Source organism: Streptococcus sp. (genome assembly GCF_041802885.1).
GTDB lineage: Bacteria > Bacillota > Bacilli > Lactobacillales > Streptococcaceae > Streptococcus.
The window spans coordinates 17,580-33,909 of sequence record NZ_JBHCHN010000010.1 but is presented as its reverse complement, the minus strand read 5'-3'; the positions used below and the strand labels follow the sequence as shown (position 1 = coordinate 33,909).

Below are 16,330 nucleotides of genomic sequence, written 5' to 3'. Positions count from 1 at the left end.
CCTCGGCATTTCAGGCCAATAAATGACCAACCACAAAGCCCTCACTAGGATTATACTCCTAATGAGGGCTATTTGCTTTGTTTTCATGGTTCTGCGGGTGATTGCGCAACAATCATCGCGGTTTGTCCCACTCTCTTTCTTTTTTATTCACTAATATCTGTCTTCGGCTGCCAAACAAAGCTGGCCAAAAAGCTAAAGAGATAGGTCAAACCAAGTACCAGACCCACCACCAGAAGAATGGGCAAGCGGTAAATCAGGGTCCAGTATGGAGTGCTGGTTTTCTTGACTTGGAAGGACTTGTTGAGCTCATCCAAGCGGTGAAACTCGGTCTCAATCCGTCTTGCCACCTCTGCCTGACCCTCATCATCCAAGCGTTTGATATCTGAGATATCAATAGGATTGCCAAAGGCCACATCGATTCGCTCACCAGCAAGAAGTCCCTTAATCTTAAGGGGTCCGATATAGGAAGCCGGCATCATCTTGACCTTGGCGGTTTTGGCGATGACCGCTACTCCTCCCTTGACATCGTTGGAATGACGGCTGCCGGATGGAAACATGACCAGGGAGCGTTCGCTCTTTTTCAGCATCTTGACGGGATACTTGATGGCTGCGGTTCCTGGATTTTCACGGTCAATCGGAAAGGCACCACATTTACTAATCCACCAGCCGAAACCCCGGTCCTTGAAAAGCTCCTTCTTGGCCATAAAAATGAATTGTTTAGGCGCTGCGGCATAGCCCAGAAAAACTGGATCCCAAAAAGTTCTGTGGGGCGAAATCAGGATATAATTTTCTTCCTTGGGCAAAATCTTTTCTTGGTCATGGTAATGAATATTGCCATTGATGGCCCAAAGCAGGACGGTTAATAGGTTGCGTAGGTATGAATAAAACATGTCTAACTCCTCAAACTGAATAGACCCATTATACCATATTTTCACCATTTTCAGATGAATTTTCTATCCACCGTCACAGGTCTCTGTGCTATAATAAGAACATGACAGATTCACTCTTAAAAGCAGGGGAGCGGATTGACCAGCTCTTCTCCTCCAATATCAAAATCATTCAAAACAAGGACGTTTTCAGTTTTTCCGTGGACAGTGTCCTCCTCTCTCGCTTTCCCAACATTCCAGCCAAAAAGGGCCTGATTGTGGACCTCTGCAGTGGCAATGGGGCTGTGGGACTCTTTGTGGCCGGGCAAACCAAGGCCCAGATTATTCAGGTCGAGTTGCAGGAACGACTGGCCGATATGAACCAGCGCTCTATTTTGCTCAATGAACTGGACCAACAGGTGTCGGTCATCCAAGATGATCTGGCCAATCTGGCGGATCATGTGGGCCTTTCCAAGGTCGATCTCATGCTCTGCAACCCTCCTTATTTCAAGGTGGATGAAAAATCCAACCTCAACGAAAGCGAACATTACCTCTTGGCCCGCCATGAAATTGCCACCAACCTGGACGCCATCTGCCAGGTGGCCCAACAAACCCTCAAGACCAATGGTCGCCTGGCCATGGTCCACCGCCCCGACCGCTTCTTTGACATCCTAGACACCCTACGCCGCTACAAGCTGGCTCCCAAGCGCATCCAGTTCGTCTATCCCAAACCAGGAAAAGAGGCCAATATGCTCTTGGTCGAAGCCATCCGAGACGGCTCCCTGGCTGGCCTCAAAATTTTGCCTCCCCTCTTTGTCCATCAAGATAACGGGGACTATACGGATGAGATTCGGGAGATCTACTATGGAAAGTAAGGCCTATATGTATGTCCTGGAGTGTGCGGATGGATCGCTCTATACGGGCTACACCACCGATGTCGAAAAACGCATCCAGACCCACAATGCAGGCAAGGGAGCCAAGTACACCCGCAACCGCCTGCCAGTCAGCCTCCTCTACCAGGAAGCCTTTGCCAGCAAGCCAGAAGCCATGTCGGCCGAAGCCCTTTTTAAAAAAAGAAGCAGACAAAGCAAGCTAAACTATATTGCCCAACATAAATAAAACCAAAAAGGCATCAAACCAAGTTTCAAAAATCTGGTCTGATGCCTTTTTCTGATGATAGGAACTTCTACTCCCAACCATTAGAAGCTGGGAATGAGGGAAGTCAGCTGTTCAAGCGTTTCTTGGTAAATCTCTTCAGCCCTGGCAGGCTCTGCTGACTGGCCTTCAATAAACACCTGATAGATATCCTCTACACCCAAAAACTTGAAAATATCCCGGATATAGATAGAGGCTGCATCCCTGCCATTATAGACGCCGCCGTTGGACTGGATGTGGAGGACCTTCTTATCCTGGATGAGGCCAATGGAGCCTTCTGGACCATATTTGAAGGTCCGGCCAGCCACATTGATGGTATTGATCCAGGAGACCAGCTGACTTGGGACATTGAGGTTCCAAAGCGGATTGACAATGACAATCTTATCAGCCCTTAGAAATTGCTCTGTCAGTTCATTGTAGCGGGCTAGATTTTTTTCTTGACTTGGTGAAAGGGTCTGCCCTTTTTTCGCCAGTGACATGGCCTCTAGGAGGTCCTTATCCAGTATGGGAATATCATCAAAGACATCGACTTCTTCGATGGAGTCAGTTGGATACTCTTCCTGATAGAGACAAATAAAGTCCTCCAAGGCCCTTAGGGCATACGATGTTTTGCTGTCTAAGGGATGGGCTTTTACAATCAATAGCCTAGCCATACTTCCTCTCCTTTATCACTAATTAGTATATCTTGTATTGTACCCTATTCTCAGCAAATCTCAAGCAATCTGCTCTGAGGAACCAAGAAATGGCCAAAATGACATATAAGATAAAACACCTCATGACTGAGATGTTTCAACTAAGATTACTTATCACCCTTGTTCCGAATCACGAAGCCAGTCTTTTTCTCGCTTGAGGTCCGTTGGTGAGGTTTTTTACTGTCTTGACGGCGGTTGTCCTTCTTGAAGCGATCATCCCGGCGCTTGAAGTCACGGCGGCCGCCATCGCGGTCACCCCGTCTGCGGTCTCCACGGTAGCCACCACGGCGCTCCCGGTCTCCATCGCGGCGGTTGCGGTCATTGCGGCCACGGCCACCTTTCCCACCGAAACCACCACCAGCTGGTTTGAAGGGCAGGGGTTTCTCGTTGGCAATCTCAACCTTTGGCATGTCCTCAGGGTCTTGCACTGTCAAGTTCAGGACATAGAGGGCCAGTTCTTCAGGGCTAAATTCTGCAGCCAACTTGACCGCATCAGCCTTGAACTTGTCAAAGCGGGCCCGAAGTTCCTCATCCGCAAAATCACGCTCAATCTTCTTGAGGGCCACTTTTTTCTTGGCTTCAAAGGCTTCTTGGGCAGTGGCTGGCTTCATACCCGTCATGCGTTTTTTGGTCAGGTTTTCGATGATGGAAAGATAGCCCATCTCATTTGGTGATACGAAGGTAATGGACTGGCCTGATTTACCTGCACGGCCAGTACGGCCGATTCGGTGAACATAGCTTTCTGGGTCTTGTGGAATGTCGTAGTTGTAGACATGGGTGACACCGGAAATATCCAAACCACGCGCTGCAACGTCGGTTGCGACCAAGATATCGATATGGTCGTTTTTGAAGTCACGGATGACACGCAGACGCTTGCCTTGGTCCAGATCTCCATGGATGCCTTCTGCACGGAAACCGCGTAATTTCAGGCCACGGGTCAGCTCATCGACACGGCGCTTGGTCCGTCCAAAAACAATGGACAACTCAGGCTGGTCTACATCCATGAGACGGGTCATTGTATCAAACTTTTCACTTTCTTTGACCCGAATATAAAACTGTTCTACGTTGACATTGGTCAGCTCAGTTGCCTTGATTTTAACATGCTCAGGCTCCTTCATGAACTTGATACCGATCTGTTTGATGGGCTCTGGCATGGTAGCTGAGAAGAGGAGGGTTTGGCGCTCTTCAGGTACTCGGCTGATGATGGCCTCAATGTCCTCTAAGAAGCCCATGTTAAGCATTTCATCTGCTTCGTCCAAAATCAGGGTTTCCACCTTGTCCAGACGAAGAGCCTTGCGTTTGATTAAGTCTAATAAACGGCCTGGAGTTCCGACAACCACATGGGCACCAGAACGAAGGGCTTTGATTTGTTTTTCAATGCTGGATCCGCCGTAAACAGAGCGGACCTTGACACCCTTGTCTCGGCCAAAGCGGAAGAGTTCTTCCTGACTCTGTACGGCCAACTCACGTGTCGGGGCAATGACCAGAGCTTGTACATAATCATGTGTTGTGTTGATTTTTTGTAGGGTAGGCAGGCCAAAAGCTGCAGTCTTACCCGTACCCGTTTGGGCTTGACCGATGACATCCTTGCCTTCCAGGGCCAAGGGAATGGTCAATTCCTGAATGGGCGATGGCGTTTCAAATCCAGCCTTTACAACGGTGGATAGGATGTCTGGCGATAAATTAAATTCTGTAAATTTCAAATGTTTCTCTTTTCTAAGAAGACAGTGCGAAGCTGCCTTATCACGCTTTATTTTGTTGTTTTTGACAACTTAACCATTATATCACAATGAAAATAAATAGATAGGATTAACCACCAAAGGAGGGAATAATACGTTTTCATAGAGATTTAAAAGAGTCAGCCGACCTATCGACTGACTGCTTGTTTATTCAGGCTGCTTAAAATCAATGGTAAATCGCATCAGGCGGTCACCAGCAGCCTCGAAGCGATAGGCAAAGCCATGCTTGTCCAGAACCTGTTGGACCAGGTAAAGGCCTATTCCTGTTCCCCCATCCTTCTTGGCACGACTGTAATCAGGCCGGTAAAAGGGTTGGAAAACCTGTTCCAGTTCTGCTGGACTCAGGGGATTCTCGGCCTGGTTTTCCACCAAGAGCTGCTGGTCTTTCAAGAGAATTCGGACCAGGCCTCCATGATGGGTATAGCGGATGGCATTGTCCACAATATTCTTGATGGCCTTGAGCAAGAATGTCTGGTTGGCCCGCACAGGACAGGCTTCCAAGTCAAGTTCCAAATCCAGTTCCTTGAGTTGAGCCATCTGCAGGGAGGGCATCAGGTGCTGCTTGAGAACAGCTGCTAAGTCAAATTCCTCATCTTTTTGCTCCCCCAAATCAAGGGTGGTGGCATCGAGGACGGACTGGACCAGACTGGATTGTTCCTGCAAAATATCGCGACATTGCTGCAGGTATTTGTCATGGTTGCGAAAATCCCCTACATTGTAAATCATACCTTCAACCAAGCCCAGCATGCTGGCAATGGGGGTTTTTAATTCGTGAGAGGTCATACGGACGAAGTCTGCCTCCTGCTTTCGTCTGGCCTGGGTTCGCTCATTTTCTCGCTTGAGTTCCTCCATATTACCTAGTAGATGCTGGTAGAGGGCATTGACATCTTCAGCCAGACGGGATACTTCATCTTGACCTTCGACCTGACAGGAGAGACCAGCTTCCAGACTTTGCATCTGCCTGGTCGTCTCCGAAATTGCGGTGATACGGCGATTAGATAGTCGGCTATAAACCAAAGCTACAATACTAACCAAAAGAAAGACTAAGACCAGAACAAAAGGGTAAAAGGTAACCAAAGTCTGGCTAATATCAGACAAGGATTGAAAGGCATACTCACCTTGTAGGCTATACTGATGACCTTCCTTGGACTTGATTCCTTCTGTCCAAGCTCCAATCTGATCATAGTTATCACTTTCAATATATACCCTCTCCGTTTGGGCATCTGGATAGAGGACCTGACCCACATCATCTTCCAAAATCAAGTAGAGATTGGGCTCCGCCTGATCTAATTGACCAATTTTTGAAAAAATCTCTGCATCAGGATGCCCATCCAAGTCCTTCACAATGGATAAATAGGATTTGCGCAAATCCTGTAGCTTGACTTGGTTATAGTAGATTGGCATGACGAAGTAAAGGAGCCCCAAAATCAATAAGAAGGTAGCCACCATCATGCTAGTAACAATTAAGAAATTCTTGCGAACGATCCCCATATCAGACCACCTCCATCTGGTAGCCTCGACCAACCAAGGTCTTCAAGGGGAGATTTGGCAATTTTTTTCGGATATTTTTGATATGATTGTCCAAAACCCGGCTGTCCAGTTCTGTATAACCCCAAATACCCAGCATGAGCTGATCACGGCTGACAATCTGTCTCCCATGCTTGGCTAAATAATGGAGAACTTCATACTCTTTCTTGGTTAAATTAACCTCCTCATTGCCTAAATAAACCAGTCCCTTATCTACCTGAATGGTCACATCGCCAATCCGAATATTGGTATCATTTGAACTATTTCTAAGAATATTTTCCACTCTTTTGACCAAGATAAGGGGGGAAAAAGGCTTGACCACATAGTCGCTAATCAGGTGATTGAAGCTCACCAACTGGGTGTACTCATCTGACACAGCTGTCAGCATCATGACAGGGACCTTTGAGGTCTTTCGAATCTCTTGCAGGACCTCTAAACCCGTCACAAAAGGAATCATAATATCCAGTATTATAAGTGCAAACTGCTGCTGTCTAAATTGTTCTAAGGCCGCCTTTCCATCAAAGACAGCAGTCACCTCATAACCATGATCACTTAAAAATTCTCGAATAACTTGGTTGATGACTACATCATCTTCCACTACTAAAATCTTCTGCATACTCATTCTCCTCATTCTTGTCTCTATCATAATTATAGGAGGAAAATGAGATTTTGACAAGTTTTGAAAAAGGAGGACGAGACCTGAGAAAGCTTGATGCAATCAGCTTCTTGGAGTCTTTCCTTTTTAACTTAGGAAAAAACAGATAAAAAACAGATTGAAATGAGGGTGGCTGTAGGAGGTTTTGTTAGACTAAGGTTGAAGAAAAGATCTTTTAAAATGAAAGGAGATTCCTTATGAACAAGGAAAAAATTACTGTCCTCAGATGGTTTGATATTGTGATATTAACCATTATCCTCATTGGACAAGGCATTGTCAACTCTACCCTCCTCTATCTGGATATGCTCAAAAATCCAGTCGTACCTTATACAGGAAATGGAGTTGAGTTTTCATCCCTGCAAAATTATCAGGCTTTAGCCAACCAACTAGTCTGGCTTTTTCTGGCCTGTCTTTACCTGCTCTTTCGGAATTTTGACTTTTCGGTCTGGTTCAAGAAGATCCGGTTGACAGCCTGGCTGCCCCTGCAAACCATTGGTATCTTTCTGCTAATAGCCCTGGCCATGGACATCTTCCATCTCTTGACCTATCAATTTGCCAATCCAGCCATCCCAAGTTTGCCAGGTATCTTTTCCAAACTTGACCTTTCCCTCATCCTCTATTCCCTCCTAAATGGTTTTTATGAAGAAATCTTCTTCCTAGGTATCTGTCTGACTGTCAAACCAGAATATCAAAAGTGGGCCTTCCTCTACTCTTTGATTATCCGCTTCTCCTTCCATACCTATCAAGGTTTAGGAGCAGCTTTTGGCATCGGTATCCTCATGGGCTCCATCTTTTACTTCCTTTACAAAAAAATGGGGCAAAAGAATCTCCTGCCCTTCTTCTTAGCCCATGCCATCGCTGATATGATTGGCCTGTCTATCATCTTCTACTTCTGGCAATAACAGCCTATTTCTACAGCCAAAGGAGTCAAATATGTCTTTTATTGCACAAAAAGCAAGGTCTCGTTATCAATTTGGCTGGATCTTAGCCCCTATCATCGCCTATATTCTTCTAATAATTGGCGAAATCACCGGCTTAACCCTACTTGGTTCCCTTCCTCTTCCTCCTGACTGGACGCTCTTTTTTGAACTGGCCAATTTCCTCTTTATCACACTCGCTATCATTGCCTGGGCTGTATTTATTGAAAAATGTCCTCTGGAAGGGATTGGTTTGGCCAAAAAGCATGCCTTTCGCGATTTCCTCCTGGGTTGGTTCTTCGGTGGTGCCTTCTTAACCATCTGCGTCCTTCTCATGGTTCTCTTTGGTGGAGTTCAGATTACAGGATTTCACTTCTCGGGCACAAACATTTTGAAGTTTATTCCCCTTCTCCTAGCCTGGTCGATTCAGGGCCATGCCGAAGAAGTCTTGGCCAGAGGCTTTCTTTTCAGTTCTGTTGCGGTCAAAAACTCTATTCCAGTTGGTATTGTGGTTTCATCCATTTTCTTCAGCTTGATTCACCTTGGAAATGACGGTCTTTCTATTATCCCCATCTTAGATTTGACCCTCTTTGGTATTTTAGCGGCTCTCTACTATCTCAAAACAGGCAGTATCTGGGGAATCAGTGGAGCCCACGCCGCTTGGAATTGCTTCCAGGGCAATGTCTTTGGTTTTCCTGTCAGTGGAACGGATGCTGGTACAGCCTTTATTAGTGTTAAACAGCAAGGTCCAGATTGGCTATCCGGCGGCGCCTTTGGAGTGGAGGGAAGCCTCATCAGTGTGACAGTGCAGGCTCTCGTCATTGCTTGGCTGTCCTATGACTTTTTCCTCAAGAAAAAGTGACATTCATTTCCATTCCTATAAAAATGAACTAGGAGAAAAACTCCTAGTTCATTTTTATATGCTTATTTGCTATATAATGCTGATTGGGTCCCTGCCTGGCGACCAAAGATGATGATATCCGCAACTGCATTTCCTCCAATACGGTTGCTTCCGTGTACGCCACCTGTCACTTCACCTGCTGCATAAAGACCAGGAATAGCTGTACCATCTTCTTTCAAGACCTCTGTCTTGGTATTGATTTTCAGACCGCCCATGGTGTGATGAATCCCTGGTGCAATCTTGATAGCGTAGAATGGAGCCTTGGTCATGTTGCGGTCCATACCTGTTGCACGTCCAAATTCTGTATCATTTTTGGCTTCCACATATTTGTTCCAAGAATCAACAGTAGCCTTCAAGTTTGCTTCAGGCACCCCGATTTCCTTGGCCAATGCTTCAATCGTGTCTGCTTTGACAGTCATCCCCATTTCTTCGTAAGTATCAATTGATTTTGAATGGCTACGAAGTTCTTGGTCAAAAATAACGTACGCGTATCTTTCTGGGAGCGCATTGATGGCCGCAGAAACATTGTCACGGGTTTCCATTTCGTTATAGAAACGTTTACCTTCTGCATTGACCAAAATAGCCCCTTCGCCACGAATGGCTTCTGAAACAAGGAAAGATTTTTCTTGGTAAACAGTTGGGTGAATTTGGATCTTATCCATATCCACTGTTGCTGCCCCCAGCTCTTTTGCCATATCAATACCGTCACCTGTTGCACCTTTTTGGTTGGTAGTGACATAATTTTTCAACTCAGGTTTGTATTCGGTGATCATGTCCATATTGGCACCAAAACCACCTGCTGCAATGACAACTGACTTCGCCTTAATTGTTTTTTCTTTACCGTCAACCTTGACTTTGACACCTGTTACAGCACCATCTTTTTCAGTGATTTTTGTGACGTTTGAATTCACAAAGATTGGTACTTTTTTCTCCATCAGGTTTTTGTAAAGTCCATCTACCAAGTAACCACCTACGGCTGAACCATCAGCTGGACGGTGAATACGGGCCTTTGAAAAACCGCCTGAGAAGCTGACATCGCTCAAGGTGATACCAATGCTGTCCAACCAGTCAATGGCTTCTGATGAATTATCTACCAAGTAGCGGAGCAATTCAGGATCGTTGGTCCCTTTACCACCCTTGAGGGTTTCTTCGTAGAAAAGATCATTGGTATCATCGATGCCTTGTTCTTTTTGAAACTTGGTTTCTGAAGCGTTCATACCACCAGAAGATTTTGAGGTATTTCCGCCGATAACCGGCATCTTTTCTAAGATAACAACATCTGCGCCAGCTTCTTTGGCAGAAAGAGCTGCAGACATACCTGCTCCGCCTGAACCGATCACAATCACATCATAACTGTCTTTCATTTCAGATGGATCCGTATACTCTCTCTCCGAAGCACCAGAGACAACTTCTTCCGTTGTCGATGTCACATCTTTTGTTTCCTTGCTAGTCTTTGAACTGCCACAAGCAACCAAAAAAAGGGCAAACAAACCTGCGAGCAGGCTAAACCAAATCTTCTTTTTCTTCATCTTTAGTCTCCTTTTTTATGATGAATATTACAAATATATTGTACTTTATTTCACAAACTTTTGCAAGCGTTTTTTGGAAATAACGACAAAAACCTCTCCGAAACAATCGGAGAGGTTTTTATGATGGCTAGCTAGCTGACAGCTTATTTATTCAACACTGCGGCTGCTAAGGCTTTTTGAATCGCGATAACGCTCTTATCGCTCTTAAATTGCAGAATCTCTGCAGGCTCTACTGCAGAAGAAATCCAAATCTTGAGTTCCGCATCTAAATCAAAATGCCCAGAAGTTTCCACTGTGAAGCGGGAGATAGATCGATATGGAATGGATTTATAGGAAACTTTCTTACCGGTCATTCCCTGCTTATCCACCAAGATCAAGCGACTTTCTGTAAAGACAATCAAGTCTCTGACCAAACTAAAGGCCATCTCTACCTGCTCCTGCTCCAACAAAACATCCTGTAAATCCTGCTCTACTTTGTCGTTATCTTTTTGAGTAGCATTCCCCATCAATCCTGAAAAAATTCCCATGATATGCCTCCTTTTTTCTTCAGTATAACAAATTTTCCCAGCCTTTGTATAGAAAAACCTTGTTTTCACAAGGTCAATTCTAAAACTAAAGGACTGCTGTCAGTTCTGATTGTCAGCTAGGAATCGGCATCCAGACTCCGGCGCAGTAGGCGTCCAAAGAACTCGAGCGAAGCGAAGAGTTCTTTGGACGCCCTTGTGAGGGAAAGACGACGAAATCAAATCACCTTCGTTGATTACTGATTTCTGTCTTTCCGCTACATCTTCTCTTCTAACTCTACATCAGGATACTTGTCCGCGAACCAGCGGAGGGCAAAGTCATTTTCAAAGAGGAAGACGGGTTGGTCAAAGCGGTCACGGGCTAGGATGTTACGGCTGGAGGACATGCGTTCATCCAGGTCTTCTGGTTTGATCCAGCGAACAGTTTTCTTGCCCATAGGAGTCATGACCACCTCGGCATTATACTCGCCTTCCATACGGTGTTTGAAGACTTCAAACTGGAGCTGGCCGACAGCCCCAAGCATATACTCACCTGTCTGGTAATTCTTGTACAGCTGAATAGCCCCTTCTTGCACCAACTGTTCAATCCCCTTGTGGAAGGATTTTTGTTTCATAACATTTTTAGCAGAAACTTTCATAAAAAGTTCAGGAGTAAAGGTTGGCAGAGGCTCAAACTCGAATTTATTTTTTCCAACGGTCAGGGTATCGCCGACCTGATAGGTTCCTGTGTCGTAAACCCCGATAATGTCACCCGCTACTGCATTTTCCACGTTTTCACGGGATTCTGCCATAAACTGGGTCACGTTGGAGAGCTTGGCTCCCTTACCAGTCCGTGGTAAGTTGACGGCCATTCCGCGCTCAAATTCGCCCGAAACCACGCGCACAAAAGCAATACGGTCGCGGTGGCGCGGATCCATGTTGGCTTGAATTTTAAAGACAAAGCCTGAGAAGTCTTTATTGAGCGGGTCAATCACCTCTCCCTCAGTCGTCTGATGGCCGTGGGGTTCTGGAGCAAATTCTAAGAAAGTATCCAAGAAGGTCTGCACACCAAAGTTGGTCAGGGCCGATCCAAAGAAGACGGGTGTCAAATCCCCTTCTAAAATGGCCTCCCTAGAAAATTCATTTCCAGCCTCTTGTAAAAGCTCAATGTCCTCCAGAATTTGAGCATAAAATGGATTGTTGCCAAAGAGCTGATCTCCATCCTCCAAGTTTGCAAAGCGCTCATCCTTGCGATAAAGTTCTAGGCGCTGATTATGGAGGTCATAGAGACCTTCAAAAGATTTCCCCATCCCAATCGGCCAGTTCATAGGGTAGCTGGCGATGCCCAGCACTTCTTCCAATTCTTCCAGCAAATCAAGGGGCTCACGGCCATCACGGTCCAGCTTGTTGATGAAGGTGAAAACTGGAATGTTACGGTGCTTCACAACTTCAAAGAGTTTTTTGGTCTGGGCCTCGATACCCTTAGCAGAGTCCACAACCATGACGGCCGCATCCACCGCCATCAGGGTCCGATAGGTATCCTCAGAGAAATCCTCGTGACCAGGTGTATCCAGAATATTGACCCGCTTGCCCGCATAATCAAACTGCATGACAGATGAGGTCACCGAGATTCCCCGCTGTTTCTCAATATCCATCCAGTCGGACTTGGCAAAATTTCCAGTCTTTTTCCCCTTGACTGTACCTGCCTCACGGAGTTCACCCCCAAAAAAGAGCAGCTGCTCGGTAATGGTCGTCTTTCCCGCATCCGGGTGACTGATAATGGCAAAGGTGCGGCGTTTTTTAATTTCGTCTTGTAATGACATGGTATTTCCTTTTCATATTTTTTTCTAAACGGTAAGGGACAATCTAATCCTTCTTCTACATTGGATGACTCCTACTCGTTCTTGCTTAGCTCTATAAGAAAAGAGCTGTTTCTACAACTCTCAATTATATCTGATTTTCCTTGATTTGGCAAAGGGAGTGGAAAAGAACTCGACAAGTCAAAAAGAATTCGTCAACAGGCCTTCGTTTTCAGTTGATGAGCTCGAACTCTAATAAACTAGGCTGGACTTATTGCCCAGCTTCATGCAGTTTTTTTGTCAAATGAGAAAGATGGACCTGTAAGTATCGGAAACCCCAGTCAATGATCACCATACTAGCAGTCAAGCTGATAGACACCGCCAAATAACGAATCCATAGTGCCTGATCAGCAATAAAAGGCGTGAAGCGCAAGAGTCCATAGTTTCCACCAGTTAACTGATTGGCTAGTGAGAGCAAGGCATTGAGGACAAAGGTATAGACTGTGATTTGCTGGATGCTCAGCCTTTTATCATCATAGGAACGATAGAGATAGATAAAGGAATTGGCAAAAAGCAGGATATGGCTCAGGATAAAGTTGAAGGCCGTAATATGGGGGAAGGCATAGTGGTCCATGACTGGATAGACAAAGGTTAGGATAGCACCTGACAAGCCCATGAGGGCAAAATACTGTTTGAACTTGTTCTGGTCTGGCAGGAGCAAGAGGGCCCACATGGCCAGTCGACAGTGATAAATGGGCAAACTATGTTCCCAACTGAAAGCCATGAACAGATGCCAACAATTAAAAACAACCAGTAAAAAGGCCTGGGATATCAGGAAAAAGCGCTGAAATTTCCTAGAATAGCCGTACTTCATCGTCAAAAATATCAATCCGATTAAGACAGCAAAAATGGAAAACTGCAAGATATGTGAAAAGGGCGGTGCATGATCGATTTGCTGGTTTGTCAAAAAGTCTTTCATTGATTCCCTCTAACTTTTTTTGCTTTTGAATTTCATTGACTACTCCTGCTTTTCCATGATACAAAAGGGAGTTGCCCACAAAACAACTCCCTTATTATAGCTTAATCGTCTTAACTTTTCAAGAATAAGCCTTACAACTCCTGACTAGCGTAGTCTCGAAGGGCTTCTATTTTAGTGGCAAAAAGCCAATCTACACTAGAAAGCAAGAAGACCATGACCAGTGTCACAAGAATAAAACGAATCGGAGCTGAAAGGTTGCCTATCAAGGGCGTCACACGGAGAAAACCATAGTTTCCGCCAGTTACCGTATTAACCGCCAATAAAAAGAAATGGAGCAAGACGGTCTTCGTCACAAGGTCCACCATCTCCATCCTTTCCCCATGAAAGCGTAAGAGATAGATCAGGCAGTTGACAAAGAGGGTAAAATGCCCAACAACATAACTAAAAATAGTCACATGGCCAATTGGATAATGATCAAAGAGTGGATAGACAAAGCTGAGGATAGAACCGATTAAGCCGATCAGAATAAAGTAACGTTTCCAGGGATGCTTATCCGGTAAAAAGAGGACAGCCATAACAGACATACGACAGTGATAAAAGGGCAGGCTTTCCTTAAACGAAAAGGCCATCGTGATGTACCATCCATAAAGCAGGGTTATCTGTAAGAGTTGCAACCCTTTGAAAAAGTCTTGATAGGCCTTGTTTTGATACCATCGCAGGGTCGCATAAGTCAGTGTAAAAAATACAGCAAAGAAAAAGAAAAAGGTCAGTGGACTGAGACCTGGTGGTCTCGTTTCCTGATTGGAGAAAAAGAAAGACAGCCAGCTCATCCTTGTTTCTCCAATTCTTCCACTACCTTGGCCAAATTCATGGAATTGGAGCCCTTGAGAAGGATTTGGTCAGCTGGTTGCAGGATGGTCTGGATATGGCCTAACATGTCCTCAAACTGGTCCTCAGAAGCATTCTTTTTAAAGTAGCTAACAGATCCAGCTGGGAAGAGACGGCTGGCTGCTTCTGCTAAATCCGCAATATCTTCCCCATAGAGAACGAGTTGGTCAAGGACACTTGGATCGAGGCTCTTGAGGATGTCTGTGTGCATCTGAACCGAATCTGGTCCCAATTCTTTCATATCGGCCAAGACAGCGATTTTTTGCCCAGCTTCATTGGCTGGGATGGCTGAGAAGGTCTCCAAAATCAGCTTCATGGCCGTTGGATTGGCATTGTAGACATCCGAGAGGATGTCGGCCCCGTTGGCGGCCTTTTTCCACTCGGTCCGATTGCGGGTCAGCTCAATATTGGCCAGGGCATCCAAGATGTCCTCTTCCTCCACTGCTAAGAGTTTACCGACACAGGCTGCAACCATGGCATTGGTGGCATTGTATTTACCAGGAAGAGGCAGGCTGATGGGCCGTCTCAATATTGAGGTGCGGAAGGTTAGTGAATCCTTTTTCTCCTGCAAATCCTGGACGCTGATTTCCTCCTCATCTCCAAAGCGGATAACCATCATATTCTCTGGCAGATAGGCGTCAATAATAGGGTCATCTGGGACAATCAAGATGCCATCGGAGTTCATCCCAGCTGTAATCTGCATCTTGCCTTGGGCAATCTTTTCTCGACTGCCAAAGAACTCCAGGTGGGCCTCCCCAATCAGAGTCACCACCGAGATGTGGGGCTTGGCGATTTTGGACAAGAGCTCAATATCTCCCATATGGTCCTGGCCCATTTCCAAGACGATTTTTTCAGTATCCTTGGGCATGTGGAGAACTGTATAGGGCAGGCCGATTTCATTGTTGTAATTGCCCTGGGTCTTATAGGTTTTATAGGTTGTGGAAAGAATGGCTGCAATCATGTCCTTGGTCGTGGTCTTGCCATTGGAACCAGTGACGGCAATCACATCTACACCAAGCTTGTCTAAGTAATAGTGGGCCAGTGCTTGGAAGGCAACTAGACAATCCTCCACCAGCAAGTAAGGTCGGCCCTCGATTTCCTTTTCCGAGAGGGTGGCCACTGCCCCATTGGCAAAGGCTGTCTCGATAAAATCATGGCCATCACGCGCTCCTTTGAGCGGTACGAATAAGTCTCCTGCTTGAATTTTACGGCTGTCAAATTCAGCCTGTCGCAGGGGAACGTCGTCTATATCCGATAAACTATTCTTAGCGCCAACTACCTTGGCCACTTCGTGCAATGTCAGTTTCATGCTACTTCCTTCTATATTTGATGACTCTCGTCAATATCCATTCCATTATAGCATATTTTTCAGCGATTAGGGCTATTTTTTCAGACCAAACTATGGTAAAATAGAAGGGCAGTTTTTTCTGCACAGAGTAAGTGATTCGCGTTAAGTGTGTGTGAATGGGATGTCGTCACACAACGAAGCCTTGTGCGCGGTGAATCATTGCATCCGCTGTTATCAAGAATACTTGAAAAACAGCTCCCGATTTCTTTTAAGGAGCCTTTTTTATGAAAAATATCTTTGCTATGCCCAAGCTGACTACCCAGCGTTTGGTGACTATTGCTATGCTGATTGCCCTAGCCTATGTGGTGGATCAATTTAAGATTACCATCATTCCCAACCAGCTGGTCATTAGCTTTGGCTTTGTTGTCAATACGATTATGGGTGCGATCACAGGACCAGTCTATGCCTTTTTGACAGGAGCTTTGGAAGATATCATTACCATGTTGCTCTCCTCAAATGCAGCCAACTTTATCCCCCTTTGGACTGTGATGGATGCCTTTATTTCAGGACTATACGGTTTCTTCTTCTACGGTCGTGAAATTTCGACTCAAAAGAAAAAAGACTGGGTATATGTTTCTATTGCGGTCACCATTATCACCGTTCTCGGTTCGCTCATTCTGACACCACTCTTGATTCAAATCTATTTCAAAACACCATTCGTGGCCCAATACATCGCTGGCCGTTGGATCAAGGTGTTTGAAATTCCTCTTCGTATCCTGGTCATCATGCTGATTTTGCCTCAGCTGCAACGGATCCCAGAACTTCGCAAACTGATGGGACTCAACAAATAAAAAGACAAAAATATCGGAAGGCCTACATCCACCTTCCGATT

16 protein-coding genes and 1 riboswitch are annotated in these 16,330 nt (G+C 45.5%); of the genes, 5 read left to right on the top strand and 11 right to left on the bottom strand.

The genetic code is table 11. The annotated features are described in order from the left end of the window. Window positions 1-143: 143 nt before the first annotated feature. Complete coding sequence (locus tag ACEYCN_RS01330; protein WP_373712509.1) at window positions 144-890, bottom strand: lysophospholipid acyltransferase family protein; 747 nt, start codon at window positions 888-890, stop codon at window positions 144-146. Between the two features lie 101 nt (window positions 891-991). Between ACEYCN_RS01330 and ACEYCN_RS01325 the strand changes: the two genes are divergently transcribed. After that, a complete protein-coding gene (locus ACEYCN_RS01325) occupies window positions 992-1,741 on the top strand; it encodes a tRNA1(Val) (adenine(37)-N6)-methyltransferase (protein WP_373712508.1) in 750 nt (249 codons plus the stop codon). Beyond that, entirely contained in the window at window positions 1,731-1,985 is a 255-nt protein-coding gene (locus ACEYCN_RS01320) for a GIY-YIG nuclease family protein (RefSeq protein WP_373712507.1), read from the top strand. Before ACEYCN_RS01325 ends, ACEYCN_RS01320 begins: the two co-directional genes overlap by 11 nt. Before the next feature lie 80 nt (window positions 1,986-2,065). On the opposite strand, the gene ACEYCN_RS01315 is transcribed toward ACEYCN_RS01320, so the two are convergent. The 4 genes from ACEYCN_RS01315 to ACEYCN_RS01300 all read right to left on the bottom strand — a co-directional run bounded on the left by ACEYCN_RS01315 (window position 2,066) and on the right by ACEYCN_RS01300 (window position 6,595). Next, the gene (locus ACEYCN_RS01315; protein WP_373712506.1) at window positions 2,066-2,674 is read right to left on the bottom strand and encodes an NAD(P)H-dependent oxidoreductase; all 609 of its coding nucleotides are present in this window, start codon (window positions 2,672-2,674) and stop codon (window positions 2,066-2,068) included. Window positions 2,675-2,820: 146 nt separating this feature from the next. After that, the gene (locus ACEYCN_RS01310) at window positions 2,821-4,416 is read right to left on the bottom strand and encodes a DEAD/DEAH box helicase (RefSeq protein WP_373712505.1); all 1,596 of its coding nucleotides are present in this window, start codon (window positions 4,414-4,416) and stop codon (window positions 2,821-2,823) included. Window positions 4,417-4,599: 183 nt separating this feature from the next. Beyond that, window positions 4,600-5,943 carry a sensor histidine kinase gene (locus tag ACEYCN_RS01305; RefSeq protein WP_373712504.1) on the bottom strand — a complete coding sequence of 448 codons (1,344 nt, stop codon included), beginning with the start codon at window positions 5,941-5,943 and terminating at the stop codon, window positions 4,600-4,602. Window position 5,944: 1 nt separating this feature from the next. Beyond that, window positions 5,945-6,595, bottom strand: coding sequence for a response regulator transcription factor (locus ACEYCN_RS01300; RefSeq protein ID WP_373712503.1), 651 nt, complete (start codon window positions 6,593-6,595; stop codon window positions 5,945-5,947). Between the two features lie 236 nt (window positions 6,596-6,831). Here ACEYCN_RS01300 and ACEYCN_RS01295 point away from each other — a divergent pair, with 236 nt between their 5' ends. Together ACEYCN_RS01295 and ACEYCN_RS01290 are read left to right on the top strand one after the other, a co-directional pair. Continuing rightward, window positions 6,832-7,536, top strand: a complete 705-nt coding sequence (locus ACEYCN_RS01295; protein WP_373712502.1) for a CPBP family intramembrane glutamic endopeptidase — start codon at window positions 6,832-6,834, stop codon at window positions 7,534-7,536. 31 nt (window positions 7,537-7,567) lie between these two features. Next, on the top strand, window positions 7,568-8,413 hold the full coding sequence (locus ACEYCN_RS01290; RefSeq protein ID WP_373712501.1) for a lysostaphin resistance A-like protein: 846 nt from the start codon (window positions 7,568-7,570) through the stop codon (window positions 8,411-8,413). 62 nt (window positions 8,414-8,475) lie between these two features. Here ACEYCN_RS01290 and ACEYCN_RS01285 read toward each other — a convergent pair whose 3' ends face one another. The 6 genes from ACEYCN_RS01285 to murF all read right to left on the bottom strand — a co-directional run bounded on the left by ACEYCN_RS01285 (window position 8,476) and on the right by murF (window position 15,459). Beyond that, on the bottom strand, window positions 8,476-9,981 hold the full coding sequence (locus ACEYCN_RS01285; protein ID WP_373712500.1) for a flavocytochrome c: 1,506 nt from the start codon (window positions 9,979-9,981) through the stop codon (window positions 8,476-8,478). Window positions 9,982-10,124: 143 nt separating this feature from the next. Beyond that, a complete protein-coding gene (locus ACEYCN_RS01280) occupies window positions 10,125-10,508 on the bottom strand; it encodes a PH domain-containing protein (RefSeq protein ID WP_373712499.1) in 384 nt (127 codons plus the stop codon). A 254-nt stretch (window positions 10,509-10,762) separates the two neighbouring features. Continuing rightward, a complete protein-coding gene (locus ACEYCN_RS01275; protein WP_373712498.1) occupies window positions 10,763-12,307 on the bottom strand; it encodes a peptide chain release factor 3 in 1,545 nt (514 codons plus the stop codon). A gap of 247 nt (window positions 12,308-12,554) precedes the next feature. Continuing rightward, a complete protein-coding gene (locus tag ACEYCN_RS01270) occupies window positions 12,555-13,262 on the bottom strand; it encodes a TIGR02206 family membrane protein (protein ID WP_373712497.1) in 708 nt (235 codons plus the stop codon). Window positions 13,263-13,393: 131 nt separating this feature from the next. Further along, window positions 13,394-14,092, bottom strand: a complete 699-nt coding sequence (locus ACEYCN_RS01265; RefSeq protein ID WP_373712496.1) for a TIGR02206 family membrane protein — start codon at window positions 14,090-14,092, stop codon at window positions 13,394-13,396. Continuing rightward, window positions 14,089-15,459 carry a UDP-N-acetylmuramoyl-tripeptide--D-alanyl-D-alanine ligase gene (gene murF / locus ACEYCN_RS01260; RefSeq protein ID WP_373712495.1) on the bottom strand — a complete coding sequence of 457 codons (1,371 nt, stop codon included), beginning with the start codon at window positions 15,457-15,459 and terminating at the stop codon, window positions 14,089-14,091. The genes ACEYCN_RS01265 and murF overlap by 4 nt, the downstream gene beginning before the upstream one ends. Window positions 15,460-15,580: 121 nt before the next feature. Continuing rightward, window positions 15,581-15,671: riboswitch (THF riboswitch) on the top strand. Window positions 15,672-15,722: 51 nt separating this feature from the next. Between murF and ACEYCN_RS01255 the strand changes: the two genes are divergently transcribed. Then, window positions 15,723-16,289, top strand: a complete 567-nt coding sequence (locus tag ACEYCN_RS01255; protein ID WP_373712494.1) for a folate family ECF transporter S component — start codon at window positions 15,723-15,725, stop codon at window positions 16,287-16,289. Window positions 16,290-16,330 lie beyond the last annotated feature (41 nt).

What these genes read in the sequence shown, in the direction of transcription:
- ACEYCN_RS01330 (WP_373712509.1), bottom strand. Translation starts at nt 890, where the DNA reads ATGTTTTATTCATACCTACGCAACCTATTAACCGTCCTGCTTTGGGCC.
- ACEYCN_RS01325 (WP_373712508.1), top strand. Translation starts at nt 992, where the DNA reads ATGACAGATTCACTCTTAAAAGCAGGGGAGCGGATTGACCAGCTCTTC.
- ACEYCN_RS01320 (WP_373712507.1), top strand. Translation starts at nt 1,731, where the DNA reads ATGGAAAGTAAGGCCTATATGTATGTCCTGGAGTGTGCGGATGGATCG.
- ACEYCN_RS01315 (WP_373712506.1), bottom strand. Translation starts at nt 2,674, where the DNA reads ATGGCTAGGCTATTGATTGTAAAAGCCCATCCCTTAGACAGCAAAACA.
- ACEYCN_RS01305 (WP_373712504.1), bottom strand. Translation starts at nt 5,943, where the DNA reads ATGGGGATCGTTCGCAAGAATTTCTTAATTGTTACTAGCATGATGGTG.
- ACEYCN_RS01300 (WP_373712503.1), bottom strand. Translation starts at nt 6,595, where the DNA reads ATGCAGAAGATTTTAGTAGTGGAAGATGATGTAGTCATCAACCAAGTT.
- ACEYCN_RS01295 (WP_373712502.1), top strand. Translation starts at nt 6,832, where the DNA reads ATGAACAAGGAAAAAATTACTGTCCTCAGATGGTTTGATATTGTGATA.
- ACEYCN_RS01290 (WP_373712501.1), top strand. Translation starts at nt 7,568, where the DNA reads ATGTCTTTTATTGCACAAAAAGCAAGGTCTCGTTATCAATTTGGCTGG.
- ACEYCN_RS01285 (WP_373712500.1), bottom strand. Translation starts at nt 9,981, where the DNA reads ATGAAGAAAAAGAAGATTTGGTTTAGCCTGCTCGCAGGTTTGTTTGCC.
- ACEYCN_RS01280 (WP_373712499.1), bottom strand. Translation starts at nt 10,508, where the DNA reads ATGGGAATTTTTTCAGGATTGATGGGGAATGCTACTCAAAAAGATAAC.
- ACEYCN_RS01275 (WP_373712498.1), bottom strand. Translation starts at nt 12,307, where the DNA reads ATGTCATTACAAGACGAAATTAAAAAACGCCGCACCTTTGCCATTATC.
- ACEYCN_RS01270 (WP_373712497.1), bottom strand. Translation starts at nt 13,262, where the DNA reads ATGAAAGACTTTTTGACAAACCAGCAAATCGATCATGCACCGCCCTTT.
- ACEYCN_RS01265 (WP_373712496.1), bottom strand. Translation starts at nt 14,092, where the DNA reads ATGAGCTGGCTGTCTTTCTTTTTCTCCAATCAGGAAACGAGACCACCA.
- murF (WP_373712495.1), bottom strand. Translation starts at nt 15,459, where the DNA reads ATGAAACTGACATTGCACGAAGTGGCCAAGGTAGTTGGCGCTAAGAAT.
- ACEYCN_RS01255 (WP_373712494.1), top strand. Translation starts at nt 15,723, where the DNA reads ATGAAAAATATCTTTGCTATGCCCAAGCTGACTACCCAGCGTTTGGTG.